Origin of the sequence: Flavobacterium sp. LM5, from assembly GCF_002017945.1 — a bacterium.
GTDB classification, from domain to species: Bacteria; Bacteroidota; Bacteroidia; order Flavobacteriales; family Flavobacteriaceae; genus Flavobacterium; species Flavobacterium succinicans.
This window is the reverse complement of record NZ_MUFX01000001.1, coordinates 1,191,544-1,204,996: the sequence shown is the minus strand read 5'-3', so window position 1 is coordinate 1,204,996 and position 13,453 is coordinate 1,191,544. Positions and strand designations below refer to the sequence as shown.

17 protein-coding genes are annotated in these 13,453 nt (G+C 34.3%); all 17 read right to left on the bottom strand.

Annotation, left to right across the window (positions count from 1 at the left end; all coding sequences use genetic code 11):
• Positions 1–40 precede the first annotated feature (40 nt).
• Positions 41–1,162, bottom strand: a complete 1,122-nt coding sequence (gene neuC / locus BXU11_RS05145) for a UDP-N-acetylglucosamine 2-epimerase (protein ID WP_078212079.1) — start codon at positions 1,160–1,162, stop codon at positions 41–43.
• 80 nt (positions 1,163–1,242) lie between these two features.
• Positions 1,243–2,283, bottom strand: coding sequence for an N-acetylneuraminate synthase family protein (locus BXU11_RS05140; protein ID WP_078211242.1), 1,041 nt, complete (start codon positions 2,281–2,283; stop codon positions 1,243–1,245).
• Between the two features lie 157 nt (positions 2,284–2,440).
• The gene (locus tag BXU11_RS05135) at positions 2,441–3,106 is read right to left on the bottom strand and encodes a cytidylyltransferase domain-containing protein (protein ID WP_078211241.1); all 666 of its coding nucleotides are present in this window, start codon (positions 3,104–3,106) and stop codon (positions 2,441–2,443) included.
• Positions 3,107–3,179: 73 nt separating this feature from the next.
• Positions 3,180–4,361 (bottom strand): ATP-binding protein, encoded by a 1,182-nt coding sequence (locus BXU11_RS05130; protein ID WP_078211240.1) that lies wholly within the window; start codon positions 4,359–4,361, stop codon positions 3,180–3,182.
• Positions 4,362–4,550: 189 nt separating this feature from the next.
• Positions 4,551–5,078 (bottom strand): glycosyltransferase family 4 protein, encoded by a 528-nt coding sequence (locus BXU11_RS18030; protein WP_223253670.1) that lies wholly within the window; start codon positions 5,076–5,078, stop codon positions 4,551–4,553.
• Between the two features lie 14 nt (positions 5,079–5,092).
• A complete protein-coding gene (locus BXU11_RS18025) occupies positions 5,093–5,638 on the bottom strand; it encodes a hypothetical protein (protein ID WP_223253669.1) in 546 nt (181 codons plus the stop codon).
• Positions 5,639–5,653: 15 nt separating this feature from the next.
• Positions 5,654–6,730: a glycosyltransferase family 2 protein gene (locus BXU11_RS05120; RefSeq protein WP_078211239.1), complete on the bottom strand. Its 1,077-nt coding sequence runs from the start codon at positions 6,728–6,730 to the stop codon at positions 5,654–5,656.
• Positions 6,727–7,749 carry a glycosyltransferase family 2 protein gene (locus BXU11_RS05115; protein ID WP_078211238.1) on the bottom strand — a complete coding sequence of 341 codons (1,023 nt, stop codon included), beginning with the start codon at positions 7,747–7,749 and terminating at the stop codon, positions 6,727–6,729. The genes BXU11_RS05120 and BXU11_RS05115 overlap by 4 nt, the downstream gene beginning before the upstream one ends.
• 38 nt (positions 7,750–7,787) lie before the next feature.
• Complete coding sequence (locus tag BXU11_RS05110) at positions 7,788–8,999, bottom strand: ATP-binding protein (protein WP_078211237.1); 1,212 nt, start codon at positions 8,997–8,999, stop codon at positions 7,788–7,790.
• Positions 9,000–9,110: 111 nt separating this feature from the next.
• Complete coding sequence (locus tag BXU11_RS18405) at positions 9,111–9,236, bottom strand: hypothetical protein (RefSeq protein WP_255373930.1); 126 nt, start codon at positions 9,234–9,236, stop codon at positions 9,111–9,113.
• Positions 9,227–9,916: an FkbM family methyltransferase gene (locus BXU11_RS05105; RefSeq protein ID WP_078211236.1), complete on the bottom strand. Its 690-nt coding sequence runs from the start codon at positions 9,914–9,916 to the stop codon at positions 9,227–9,229. Before BXU11_RS05105 ends, BXU11_RS18405 begins: the two co-directional genes overlap by 10 nt.
• Before the next feature lie 3 nt (positions 9,917–9,919).
• Positions 9,920–10,924: a glycosyltransferase family 2 protein gene (locus tag BXU11_RS05100; protein ID WP_078211235.1), complete on the bottom strand. Its 1,005-nt coding sequence runs from the start codon at positions 10,922–10,924 to the stop codon at positions 9,920–9,922.
• On the bottom strand, positions 10,905–11,498 hold the full coding sequence (locus BXU11_RS05095) for a hypothetical protein (protein ID WP_139363442.1): 594 nt from the start codon (positions 11,496–11,498) through the stop codon (positions 10,905–10,907). Before BXU11_RS05095 ends, BXU11_RS05100 begins: the two co-directional genes overlap by 20 nt.
• A 20-nt stretch (positions 11,499–11,518) precedes the next feature.
• Entirely contained in the window at positions 11,519–11,815 is a 297-nt protein-coding gene (locus BXU11_RS05090; protein WP_078211233.1) for a glycosyltransferase family A protein, read from the bottom strand.
• A 116-nt stretch (positions 11,816–11,931) separates the two neighbouring features.
• Positions 11,932–12,828, bottom strand: coding sequence for a glycosyltransferase family 2 protein (locus BXU11_RS05085; protein WP_078211232.1), 897 nt, complete (start codon positions 12,826–12,828; stop codon positions 11,932–11,934).
• A 14-nt stretch (positions 12,829–12,842) separates the two neighbouring features.
• Positions 12,843–13,136, bottom strand: a complete 294-nt coding sequence (locus BXU11_RS05080) for a type II toxin-antitoxin system RelE/ParE family toxin (protein ID WP_078211231.1) — start codon at positions 13,134–13,136, stop codon at positions 12,843–12,845.
• 2 nt (positions 13,137–13,138) lie between these two features.
• Complete coding sequence (locus tag BXU11_RS05075) at positions 13,139–13,411, bottom strand: type II toxin-antitoxin system prevent-host-death family antitoxin (RefSeq protein ID WP_024981578.1); 273 nt, start codon at positions 13,409–13,411, stop codon at positions 13,139–13,141.
• Positions 13,412–13,453 lie beyond the last annotated feature (42 nt).

Genomic DNA, 13,453 nt, shown 5'->3' with positions numbered 1-13,453 from the left:
ACTTTGGCCTTATATAATGATAATTACTTACTGTTAACATTTATCGATCCCTAAACTGTTTCTGATGATTACTATTCCAAAGCATTGTTTCCTTAAGACACTCCAAAAACAACTGCGCACTATTCCCTTGTCCAAAATCGGAATCCCCGACGTTTACTTTATGAATATCAATCGTATCAAGTACTGCTCCAATAGCTGCTTTTTGATAATCTACATGAAGGATATCCGCATGAACAGCCCTATTTTGTTGACGAGTTCCTATATTGATAATAGGAATACCGTAATAAGGGGCCTCTCGAATCCCAGCACTGCTGTTACCAATGATAAATTGACTGTTTTTTAGTAAGGTCAGGAAATATTCAAAACGCAAAGAAGGTATAATGCGGAATCTAGGATTCCCTTTCAACCCTTCGTAGGCTTTCAAAATCAATCGGCTGCCTAAATCATTATTTGGATAGACCACCAAATAGTTATGATGATCAGCAAGCAAAGCGACTACGAAGTTTTGGGCGTAGGCTTCCATCTGATCAATCTCTGTGGTTACAGGATGAAACATGGCAATGGCGTAGGTTTCGAAATCCAATTGATAATAGCTTTTAGCAACCGCTAAATCTGGAAGCTGATCGGAGAACATGATATCAATATCTGGCGAACCGATAGTAAAAATAGATTCCTTAATTTCACCCATTTGTTGCAGTCGTTGCGCCGCCTCCGTATTGGAAACAAAATGAATATGACTCAATTTACTCACACTGTGACGAATCAATTCATCGACTGTGCCCGACACCTCTCCTCCTTCTATATGTGCTACCAAAATATTATTCAAAGACCCCACAATGGCTCCCGCCAAAGTCTCCACTCTATCTCCATGAACGACTATTAAATCAGGCTGTATTTCTTTTGTATAAACCGACAAGCCTTCTATGGTTTTGGCCAAAGTCAAATCCATAGTCGTTTCATGGGTGTGATTTGAAAAGGTATGAATGTGGCTAAAACCACAACGTTCAATCTCTAATAAAGTATAGCCGTATTCCTCCTGCAAATGCATACCGGTCACAAAAACAAAAACTTCAAATTCAGGATGTACTTCCAGAATAGAAATCAATGATTTTATTTTACCAAAATCGGCACGAGTACCCGTTAGAAATACGATTTTTTTCATTTTTTTTATAGTCAATCAAACCTTTCTTTAACCCTGTCAGAGTTTAAAACTCTGACAGGGTTAAAGAAAGGTTTAAAAATTTATTCAACATCCTCCCAACGCAACTGTTCATCATTTGCAATCTCTCGAGTTGCTTTTTTACCTAATAGCGATTCAAAATGTTCCGCTAAAATGGCACCAGTACCCGGGCGTTTTACCCAAATATTGGCTTTGGTAAATGGTTCCCCTTCTTTAATATCCGCAATAGCACAAACGGTAGCGAAAGCAAAATCTATAGTTACTTGCTCTTCTTCTGCAGCTGCTTTTACGCCACCTCGCATTTGCCAAATCTCATTCGAGCTAACAATCAATTCTTTGGTAGTGGACTCGTCCATACTGCACACGATATCGGGTCCAGTACGCTGCATATGATCCGTAAAATGACGTTCCAAAATACTAGCGCCCAAAGCCACTGCTCCCAAACAAGCATTGTTATTGAGTGTATGATCGCTTAACCCGAATACTTTGTCTGGAAAAGCATCATGCATTTGAATCATAGCTCCCAATCGGACCAAATGTATCGGCGTCGGATACAAATTGGTCGTATGCAACAAAGCTACTGGCACTTGATGGCGGTCAAAAATAGCCACCGCTTTGCGAATACTTTCAATAGTATTCATTCCAGTGCTCAAAATAACCGGTTTTCCAAAAGAAGCAATGTGTTCCAAAAGCGGATAATTATTGCACTCCCCAGATCCAATTTTATATGCGGGTATATCAAACTTTTTCAATCGTTCGGCTGCGGCACGAGAGAAAGGCGTTGAAATAAAAATCATCCCTTTACTTTCCACATACTTTTTCAATTCCAATTCATCTGCTTCATCCAACGAGCAACGCTCCATAATTTCGTAAATAGAAACATCGGCGTTGCCTGGAATTACATTCTTGGCTGCTCCTGCCATTTCATCTTCAACTATATGGGTCTGGTGTTTCACCACCTCAACTCCCGCTCGTTGAGCAGCATCTACCATTGCTTTGGCCACTTCCAATGACCCCTCGTGGTTGATACCAATTTCGGCAATCACCAAAGGAGGATAATCTGGACCTATTTTTCTACCTGCTATTTCTATGTAGGGATTCATTATTTCTGTTGTCGGTTGTCTGTTGTCGGTTTTCTTTTTCGCTTTTTTCTTCTTTCGTCTATCATCTCACATCTGCCTTCTCAAATCTATCTTCTGCCTTCTTACTTTTCACTTCTCACTATTCACTTCTCACTATTCACTTCTCACTATTCACTTCTCACTTCTTCACTTTTCCCATCAAATACGCTGCATAATCAAAATCGGCTTGGGTATCTATATCAACTTCCGAAAAAGGATTGTCTACGATAAAGGGTAAGGAATGTGCTCCCATAATTTTGCCTTGTCGAATCAAATCCGATTGCAGCACATAGAGCAGACCGTTCTCGAAATACAAAGGTTCTAAATCCTGACTCCGTTGGCCTAATTCGTAATTAAAGGGAACGAATTGATTTTCGATAATTTTCCCTAATTTTTGGTGATTGCGACTCACTGTAAACAAGCTCTCGTACTTTCCTTCGAGGTAGCACTTCAGGGCTTCAGGCAGTAAATCATCAGGACGTAAAGGATTAGTGGGCTGCAATAAAACAACGTGTTGTACCGTATCAGAAACGTTATCCAAAACATGTTGTAGTGCCGAAATGGTGGTGGCATGATCACCCGACAAAGCCTCGGGTCTATCAATCACTTGAGCGCCATAAGTAAGGGCTACGGCTTTAATAAAGACATCATTGGTACTGACATAAATCCCATCAATAAGATCAGGGAATTGTTGCGCATACCGAATACTATGCACTAACAAAGGCAAGCCATTAAGGACTTTGATGTTTTTATCTTTCAGTCGCTTCGAGCCACCTCGAGCGGGAATAATAGCAATCGTTTTCAAATGCGGTATTTTTGGCGGTCAAAGATAACAAAAGCAAACTTTAACTTTGTCAAAGTTCAAAACTTTGACAAAGTTAAAGTCTCAAAAACTCCGATAATCCACATACTGTAATATTTGGAGCTATTTCATAAGAAACCGGTGCTGGGATAATGACAAACGTTTGTTGGGGTTGTACTACTTCTAGCGCACGATAAAATCCTTTGGCTAACTTAGGTACAGTAGAAGCCTTACACTCAATAGCAAGACGTTGCATCCCTTTTTTTAAGACCAAATCCAATTCATCTCCTGTAGCGGTACGATAAAAATAACAATCCCAATCTGGATAATTCACTAGTATATTTTCAATCACTACTCCTTCCCAAGAAGCGCCAAAAACGGGATGACCAAGCAGTGCATTAAAATCCGAAATGGCTAATAATTGATGTAACAACCCTGAATCACGAACAAAAACCTTTGGGGCTTTCACCAAGCGTTTTTTTACATTCACTTCATACGGAGGAAGCGTCCTCAAAAAAAAGGTCTGCTCAAACAAATCGACATAGCGACGAATGGTCGGATGGGTCAAACCTAAAGATTCTCCTAATTTGGAATAATTAATCAATTGCCCTTGGTGATGCGCACACATCATTAAAAAGCGACGCAACTGCAAGGCTGGAATTTGAAAACCCAACTGCGGAATATCGCGGGCTACAAACGTTTTGATAAAATTATCCCGCCAAATCCCACTAAAATCATCACTGTCTGCTAAATAACTCTCTGGGAAACCACCACGAAGCCAAAACTTTTTGAGGTCAAAATTTTGCAAATCATCCAATTCATTGAGGGTAAAAGGCGACAGATACACCATTCCAATTCTGCCTGCTAAACTCTCTGAAGTATGTTGAATCAAATCCCGAGAAGCAGCACCCAACAACACAAACTTTCCATTTTGACGATTTTGATCCACCACGCTTCGAAAGACCGAAAACAATTGTGGAACCAACTGAATTTCATCCAAACAGATAATTTTATCGGCATTAGATGCAAAGAAAAAGGTCGGCTGATCGAGTTTTTCCAAATCAGCATCATATTGCAAATCCAAAAACAACGAAGCCCCCCAATGTTGAGACAAGTTTTTGACCAACGTAGATTTACCACATTGTCTAGGTCCTAAAACGGCAACAACTGGAAATATTTTAAGATACTGTTGAATAGTAGCTTCTATCTTTCTTTGGATAAAATCACGCATATTGTAAATCACATTTTCAATTTGCACAAATTGAATTAAAAAACCATTTAAAAAAGCAAAAAAAACAGAAACAAAAGACAGATCAAAAGAATAAAAACACTATTCATTAAAAAATAAAATACAATTAACCACTGGATATCAATTGATTAAATCAACTAAATCATAAAACCGTGCAAATTGAAAATTGTATTTTCAATTTGCACGGTTTTAAAAATATTATATTGCTTTTTTAGCGCGTTCAATAATGGCATTCATACCTGCATTCCAACTTTTAGAAGAGTACAAATCAGAAGTCAGACTAATTTTTGGTATTGGATTTTCTAAAAAATCTAGTATTGCCTTTTCCCATGCTGATACAAAATGGGGATGCTCAATCAATCTTCCGAGTTTACCATACTGCAACACTTCAGGAACACCGCCTAAAGCCGAAGCGATACAATAGTTTCCACAGTGCAGCGCCTCAATTAAACTCAAACCAAATCCTTCATGGCATAAAGTAGGAAACAAAAAGCAATCGGACGCTTGCAAATAACACGGTAATTCCTGATTAGGAATCCGGCCCAGATACACTACCCCTTCTTGAGGCGATTTGGGTTCACAACCTATAACCCATAAAATGACATCTTGTCTTTGCTCATAAACACGCTTCCATGCATCGAGTAAAAGATGCAACCCTTTTTTAGGACGATCTTGTGAGCACCAAACAAAAACAGTTTTGTCTTCCACTCCCTTTAATTGTTTCAAAGTTTGCTTTTCATTCAGGGCAATGGAAAAAATTGAGTAGTATCGATCCCGTTAGACAAGACCGAAAAACGAGTAGGCAAGACCGTATAATAATCTCTATGTGCTTTATAAGAATCCTGTGTCAACAACACCATTTCGTCAATGGTTTCATAAAACCATCTGCTATGAAAATTCTCATAAAACGGTGGAAAACCATGATAAAAAAACTGCAGGTACACCTGCTGACGCATTGTCTTCCTTTGGAGAAAATCAACTAGAAATTTCACAATCCCAAAGTTATCGACAATCTGAATAATGTATTTTTCGTTAGGTTGCAATATGGCTTCTAAGGCTTTCAAATACCCAAAATAAGAATTCTTATTCCATTTATTTTGAAATCGAGTTATTGTATTACTCTTAACAAAGCTGTAGTCAACCGTGGCCCATTTTTCCTCTGGTTCTGGACAAATAATATAATCAATCAAATGATTGTCTTCTATATAATTCTTGTACAAAATAGTCCAGCTCCCTATATTAGGAAAAGGCAAAGGTACTTGAGAAATAAGAATTACTTTAGGCATACTACAGATTTCTAATTACTTTTTAATAGCAAATGTAATGCTTTTCAAATCAGAACTTACTTGATACATATAAGGATATTGATGATAAAACGAAATGATGTGCAGCAATACCTGATCATTGATTTCTTTTAAAGTATAATATTGAGGCACCTTTTTACCTAAAATACGTTTTATATGATATTTCATAGTTGTAGCGAAGGGATCTTCTTCAAAACGAACTTTTAAGACGCCTCCACGGAATTTAGGCAGTTGAACAAATAAAAAATGAGTGACTGCTACTGAAGTATTCAAAATAGTAAAGGCTACAGGCTCACTTTCCATAGTCTTAAATGCATTTTTATCTACTTGAATTCCCCAATCCTTTTGCTTAATAGTTGTTTTAAACAAAATATCATTATACTGTAAATGCTTATGATTCAAAGCAACAATCGAAGACAACTGTAAATCTGTTGTCAGAGATTTTATTTCACTATTTCGATAGGTTGGATGCCATTGGTGCAGCATTAAAATAGCCGTCTCATAAAAAAAACTAGAAAGACCCAATTGCTCTAATCGATTATGAATATCAATATCCTCTGCTCCCCAAAAATGTAGAAACTCGTCATATCCGTTAATCGCTTTCAAAGCTTCAACTGCAAACAATGACAAACCCTGAGCGCCAACATCGCTTGTAAATGAGATGATATATTGATCAAATGGTTTTTCTGAAAATGATTCTTCCCGTGATAAAAACCCTACTTTGAAATAAACAGCCTTTTGAGGATGCTTTACCTCATGTAGTATACTGACCAAATGTGGACTAAAAATCATATCAATATCAGCCGTAAAAACAAAATCAGTTGCTAGTTGTTGCAACCCCACATTGAGTGCCTTCGCTCTAGACCATGGTTGCATACAAGTATAAGTGTAAATATAGTAGGCAAAAGAATAACTGTTTATCAATTGCTCCATCTGAGAGGCTTGCTGGGGAGAGGATCCATAATCTACAAAAAGCACTTTAAAACGATGATCAGTTTGTAATGCTAAGGAATCTAGAGAACGCTTCACACGTTCTAAATCTCGGTTACGATAAGGGTATAAAATAGTGATCATGTCAAATACTCTTTAGCTTCTTGCCTAGTTAAGCCTTTACATATCAAAAAATAACGCATTATTTTCTTATTCAATATAAATTTCGCAAATAATCTACTTTTGATAAAATAAGCCAATTTAGAACTAGGTTGAATGGGTTGTAATTTAAAAGTACTAATCGTATCATTTAGCTTTAATTTTGAAACGGTTACAAACATCCAATCTTCCAACACGTTACCCATGTGATAAGTATAATTATCAGCTGTAGACAAACGCCAAAAGCCTTTTTTAACCACAGGAATATCCAAAAAATCCCCCTCACTATTTCCTCCTAATTTATATTTTGCAAATCTATTTGCTACAGCATTGAAAACTTCTCCTCTATAGGTAGTTACAAAATGCCCAGCTCCCACAACCGCTTTTATATTATCTTTTGTAACGGTCATGTATTTTTCAAGTTGGATTTCATTATAAAAATTGACATTCCCTACACTTACACCAAACATTCTCAAAGCATCGGGATTTACAACTGGAGTACACTTTAATTGATTCGAGAAAAATAAATCCCAATAAACATTAGATGTGTAAGTTCTCAAAGAACGTGAAGAAGGTGTAGGGCAAACAGCACCCACTTTTGCAAACGCATCAAAAACAGCATAACTTGACTCTTGCCATCCATTCAAGAAAAGTACATCAGCGTCAGCAATGGTTATTAAAGGGTAGTTATGTCCTACAATTCCTTTGAGCACCGCATTCAATTTACCAATATTGGTGGTATGAATGAGCTCGTGAATTTGCTTGTTGCGTTTTAAACTTACCAAATATTCAATCACCTCCATACAACTCCCATTATTAACCACCGAAATATAAGTTTGGGCATGGCTGGTTTTTAGCAATGACTCCAAACACAATTTCAAAATCGCAAAACTATCCTTAAAATACCCTTCTTGATTGGGAATATAAACAGGAATAATCACCTGATGTAAATAATCAGATGCTTCTTGAACTTTATCTTTATGTGGATTAAATCCTATTCGCATGAGGTGTTTTTTATACTATAGCGGATTAGCCTAAATTATTATGTCATCAAGAATCTCCTCAAATCCATCGCAACAATTCCTTCATCTGTATTCCCCTGAAAAACATCCAATGTAATGACGATTTTGGGATAATTATCCTTTATTTTCTTTAAATTTCCAAATTCTCTTTCCAATGTTTGCGGTTCATTTATGGATAATGCTACTTGTATATATATTTTTTCCCCCGAACGCTGTGCTACAAAATCAATTTCTAAGGGACCAATACTGCCCACTTGAACTTCATATCCCTTAAATAATAAATGATTGTAAACTACATTTTCTATAATTTTCCCTCGATCCTCAATACGATAACCCCACAGCGCATTGCGTATCCCTAGATTTTCAAAATAATATTTTTCGCCGGTTTCAAAGAGACGTTTCCCTACCAAATCATAACGTCCCACTCGATGAATCAAAAAAGCATTTGCCAGATACTCACTATACATCTGAACCTGATTGGAAGCCATATTGATACGTTGCGATTTCAAAAAATCACTAATCTTTTTGGCAGAAAAAAGACTGCCAATATTGCTCACCAAAAACAAAACCAATTGCTCTAAAAAAGAAACGTTACGTATCGAAAATCGATTGATAATGTCCCGATAAACGATAGTGTTGTAAATATTCTTGAGGTACTCAAAAACAACAGCATCCTCTAATTCAAAATTTTTCAAATAAGGAAGTCCACCGTATTTGAGATATAACTCTAAGGCTACTGCACTGTCTGCTAAAGTATGGAAAGTTAAAAATTCTGGATACGACAAACTATACACCACAATCTCAATGGCACGACCACTCAAAAATCCCGCTATATCACCAGACAAAAGTTTGGCATTACTACCGGTGCAATACAAATCTAAATCCTCGTGCAATAGTAACGAACGTAGAGCAGTTTCAAAATTTTCTATGTCTTGAATCTCATCTATAAAAACATACGTTGTATTGTCTTTTGATTTATGATTCAAAACATAATTATGCAAATCTTGAGCCGTTTTAATTTCCGAAAAAGCAATATCTTCTTTGTTGATATACACAATAGCAGTCTCTGTATTTTGCTCCAACAAATAATTCATGATTTGAAACAGCAAATAACTTTTACCCACACGACGTTGCCCCGTAAAAACCTTGATCAAATTCTTACCTACAAAAGGTATAACCCTACCAATGTAGTTTTCCCTTTTTACAATATGATTTGGAATTTTAAAATCCACCTGTTTGCGTTACGTTTAAAATTTAATGTAAAAATAAGCAAAGTTTAAAACATAACCACAACTTTATTGAAAAACAGCCAAAATTTAAATTATACTTTAAATTTAATTACTTCAATTGAGATAAAAGGATTTAAAAATAGCTTCCTGATTAGGAATATAAACAGGAATAATCACCTGATGAAAATAATCAGATGTTTCTTTAGCTTTGTCTTTATGTGGATTAAAGCCTATACGCATAAATTTAATTTATTATCTATCAAAAACAAATTTCCTAAATCACCCATAATAATAGATTTCCCAATTAATCTATAATCTTTAGATCCCAGATAATTTAAAATTTCAGAATTTAAATCATCCTTCAAAGCCAAATCAGTTTCAATTACCACAATCTTAGGACGGTATTTGACCCAATCATTAGTTTTTAAAACTTCCAAATCAAATCCCTCTACATCTATATCAAAAAAATCTAACCTATCATTTTCCTTAATATTTACATCAAGTATCTTTCTTAAAGAAAAAGTTGGAACATCTATAGTTTTTTTTATTCTATCTACTAAATTGTGCTTCTTTATAAAATCAAAATCTAAAGTATTCATAGAACTATAATGATCCTCAAGCATATAGTATTTGAAATTTCTCAAATCTTCCCCAACAGCACAATTTATAAAATTATCTTTCGGCCTAAAGTTTTTATATAGCATTTCCAATTCTGGATTTGGATCAATACATATTCCTTTCCAACCTCGTAAATAAAAAAAATAAGTATTGGATGCTTTTATTGGATGCCAGCAACCTATATCTACATAAACACCTGGGATTGTTGAACCAATTAGTTTGTTTAATTGAATATCGTCACCTGATTTAGAAAAACTAATATTCAATCTTTTAAAAATCAATTCTTTTAATTTGTTTTTCATAAACTAATTTTCAATTACTTCTATAATATTTACTTTCGCATGCTTTATAAGGTTATGCCCTTTATTTGAAACAATAATAAGCAGAAAACCGATATAAATAGCTGTTTTGTCTTTCAAGGAATAATTAGTTTTTATTATATTTTTTAAAATTTTTAAATAATACTTTGTCATTCCTTTCTTATTTTGAGTATCATTTAAAAAATAAAAAAGACCTAATAATCGATATAAAATATATTGTCTCAATAAATTTTTATCATCAACTTCATTTTCCTCAACAATATCAAATGCTTTAAGAAAAAACTTAAATCTAGAAAAATTTGAAGAAATCAAATTTAATTTATCCTGAGTGATACTACTGTGTCCTCTCCTTATTGAAAATAGAATATCATTTGTATATTCATATTTTACATTAAAGGATAACATTCTGAAATGAAAATCTGTTTCTTGACTATCGGTTAAATACTCGTCAAATAAAGATTTATCTCTCAATAAGGATTTCTTCCATAAAGGTGAAGCAGTAAAAAAATAATGATTTTTGACCAAATAACTAGTTAGTTTGTCATTTTTTGGTACCCTATTGGCTTTGAATATTTTTCTACTATCCGAATTATCATAAAACGCATCAGCTAAACAGATACAAAAATCCAAATCTTTATTCTGTTCTAAAACCTCAACCTGTTTCTCCAAAAAATCCGGATGCATTATATCATCGCTATCAAACCACTTTATATACTGGCCTTGGCTCAATTCAAAACCATAATTCCTACAAGCATTAGCCCCTTTTATTCTCCCAACTGGTCTTTGATAATATTTAAATCTGTTGTCTTTTAAAATATAATTTGCAATAAGAGTAGCTGTATCATCTGTACTCCCATCATCCACAATAATACATTCCCAATTAGGATACGTTTGTGCCAAGACACTATCGAGCGTTTCACCAATTAAGTGGGCTCGATTATAGGTAGGTATGATTATGGATACCAAATTGTTACTTAGTTGTAAATCCATTTTTTATAAATTTGAGTAATCTGCAATTAATTTCTATAAATAACCCATATGAATTTTTGCATATTGAATAATATAAAATTTTCAAATAATGTTCTATAAAAATTCGATTAAAAAATGAAGCAATTAGGTATTTTCTTAGGACCAAAACTTGACTTGGACTAAATCGATCTGCATATTGAGAATATAAAATCCAAAAAAAACAGAATTTAGCAATATCTTTTTCTTCTTTATTAGAATCGTTTCCTGATAAACTATAGCTACTATAACGTATTGACAATTTAGATTCATTTATAGTATAAATCCAATTATTATTTGAAAAATCCAAAATTGCTATGTCATCTGAATACCAGCCTAAGGGAAAATTTTTAAACCCGATTTTCAAAACTTGCAGTTTTTCAAAAACATATTCACTCAGTGAACTTCTAGTTTGTTTACTAATTTTCTTTATTAAAAAATCTGTAGCGTTTTCTAATGTTGGGTGAATGCATAGTCCTGAAATTTCAATTCCATCCCCATCAATAACCTCTGTTACATAACGAACTACAGTAATTTTCTTTAATTTTATTTCTTCCAAATTATGGTAAAACGCTTCCACTACATTCTCCCCAACACATCATCATCGCCCAAAATCATCAACCATTCTTCATTACCCGATAGTGTTATGCATCTCTCCCATTGCTTTGTCAATGAAGTTCCTCCTAAATTGGTTGCAAAGCGATGGTACACAAAATCGAACTTTCCTTTATACTTTTCTAATAACATTGCAGGATTTTCTGGACTGGCATCATCACCAATGTAAACCTTAAAATCTTGGCAGGTTTGTGCAGCCAAAGATTGTAAAGTAGCTTCGAAGAAAGTGAGTTTGTAATATGGGATTATGATGGCTAGCATTATTCTTGAGTTGTTTGTTTGCGGATAGTTTTGGTATTAAAACTTCTATTTTAACAAATTTTTATTAAAAGTTTTACAACTATCAATAAACATCATAAAATCAATCTTGAACTGCGTCATAATAACATTAATTTTGTCAAACCGTTAATCCATTGAAAAATACTTACTTTTTTTATTCTATTTAAGATTTTATAGCCTCTACTGTTTTCATATGAAGAAATGTAAGACTGTAAACTCACTATTTTCTTAGTTTTTTGAAGCAAGATAAATTCCAAAAAATCTTTATAAACAGTTGCCGAGACAATACATTCAACATACAGAATGGCATTTAAATGATTTTCTTCCATTACGTTTCTCTCACTTGTCATATTATTTGTATGCAAACGATAAAAAGCAAACGGTTTGTCAATAAAAACACATTCTATTTTTTGATTAAAAAGAAACAACCACATCATCCAATCTTCTTTTGCTTTTAATTGCTCATTAAAACGAAACTCTTTAAAAAAATAAGAATCAAAAAAACCACAATGTATCGGAATATTAAACTCATAATCCCATCCAAATAAAATCTTTTCAAATGTGAAGTAACTTTCCATTAAGGTACAATAGGGAGTAGTGGATTGTTTAAAACCTGTAGTAAACATTCTAAAATTAGAAATGACTATTTTTTGTTTTGATAAATTAATCTCACTGATTGCCTTTAATGAAAGTTCAAACTTTCTAGCATCAAGATAATCATCCGCATCTAAAAACTGTATATAATCTCCCGTTACCAAAGCTAATCCCACATTCCTCGCACTACTCAGTCCTCCATTTTCTTTGTGTAGATAAATAAATCTAGAGTCTTTTTTTACCCATTTTTCTGCGACCTCCTCTGTATTATCAGGACTACCATCATTGACAATAATACACTCCCAATTGTCATAGGTTTGCTCCAATACGGATTGCAAAGCTTCAGGTAAATACTGGGCTTGGTTGTAGCAGGGGACAATTATGGAAACTAATGGCGACATATTAAAAGGGCTGACTATAATGTAAATTTTTCAGGATCTTGATAGGAGTTCCAAAAACGTAATAATTCGATCGAGTTATCTGAAGCAACTTTGTAAAAAAGACTCACGTGTTTGGTAACGGGAACTTCATAAACAAATTTATAATTTGTAGTTTTAAACGCAAGATTGCCATTTGCCAACAAATCAAGAAACGCCTCCACTTTATCCATAAAATGATAAACTTCTTTCAAAGTCCATTTTTCTTCTAAGTACGATATATTTTGCCAATAATCATTTCTCGCACGATTGGTCCACAGGATTGCTATCATATTTATCTAGTGAACAAGTGAGGAAAACGCTTCTTCGTTTCTTCCTGAACAGACGCGTTTGAATGTAAATTACCGTTGGCTACATCCTCTAACGCCTCATCGATGGCTTTTTTTTGAGCCGGACTCAACAAACTTTCATCTTTGTCTCTTTTCTTCAGAGGCGTTATCACAAAAGATTCGTTTTTGGAACGATAAATAATTAACTCTTCTTCTTTAGCAATATCCAAATATTTCTTGATATTGTTTCTAAACTCTGTAACACTAACTGCTTCCATGATTTGTTTTTATTTACAAATGTACAGAAAAATGTACATATA

Excerpts from the sequence above, each read along its gene's own strand:
- neuC (WP_078212079.1), bottom strand. The coding sequence starts at position 1,162 with ATGAAAAAAATCGTATTTCTAACGGGTACTCGTGCCGATTTTGGTAAA.
- BXU11_RS05140 (WP_078211242.1), bottom strand. The coding sequence starts at position 2,283 with ATGAATCCCTACATAGAAATAGCAGGTAGAAAAATAGGTCCAGATTAT.
- BXU11_RS18025 (WP_223253669.1), bottom strand. The coding sequence starts at position 5,638 with ATGCCTAAAGTAATTCTTATTTCTCAAGTACCTTTGCCTTTTCCTAAT.
- BXU11_RS05120 (WP_078211239.1), bottom strand. The coding sequence starts at position 6,730 with ATGATCACTATTTTATACCCTTATCGTAACCGAGATTTAGAACGTGTG.
- BXU11_RS05115 (WP_078211238.1), bottom strand. The coding sequence starts at position 7,749 with ATGCGAATAGGATTTAATCCACATAAAGATAAAGTTCAAGAAGCATCT.
- BXU11_RS18405 (WP_255373930.1), bottom strand. The coding sequence starts at position 9,236 with ATGCGTATAGGCTTTAATCCACATAAAGACAAAGCTAAAGAAACATCT.
- BXU11_RS05105 (WP_078211236.1), bottom strand. The coding sequence starts at position 9,916 with ATGAAAAACAAATTAAAAGAATTGATTTTTAAAAGATTGAATATTAGT.
- BXU11_RS05100 (WP_078211235.1), bottom strand. The coding sequence starts at position 10,924 with ATGGATTTACAACTAAGTAACAATTTGGTATCCATAATCATACCTACC.
- BXU11_RS05090 (WP_078211233.1), bottom strand. The coding sequence starts at position 11,815 with ATGCTAGCCATCATAATCCCATATTACAAACTCACTTTCTTCGAAGCT.
- BXU11_RS05085 (WP_078211232.1), bottom strand. The coding sequence starts at position 12,828 with ATGTCGCCATTAGTTTCCATAATTGTCCCCTGCTACAACCAAGCCCAG.
- BXU11_RS05080 (WP_078211231.1), bottom strand. The coding sequence starts at position 13,136 with ATGATAGCAATCCTGTGGACCAATCGTGCGAGAAATGATTATTGGCAA.
- BXU11_RS05075 (WP_024981578.1), bottom strand. The coding sequence starts at position 13,411 with ATGGAAGCAGTTAGTGTTACAGAGTTTAGAAACAATATCAAGAAATAT.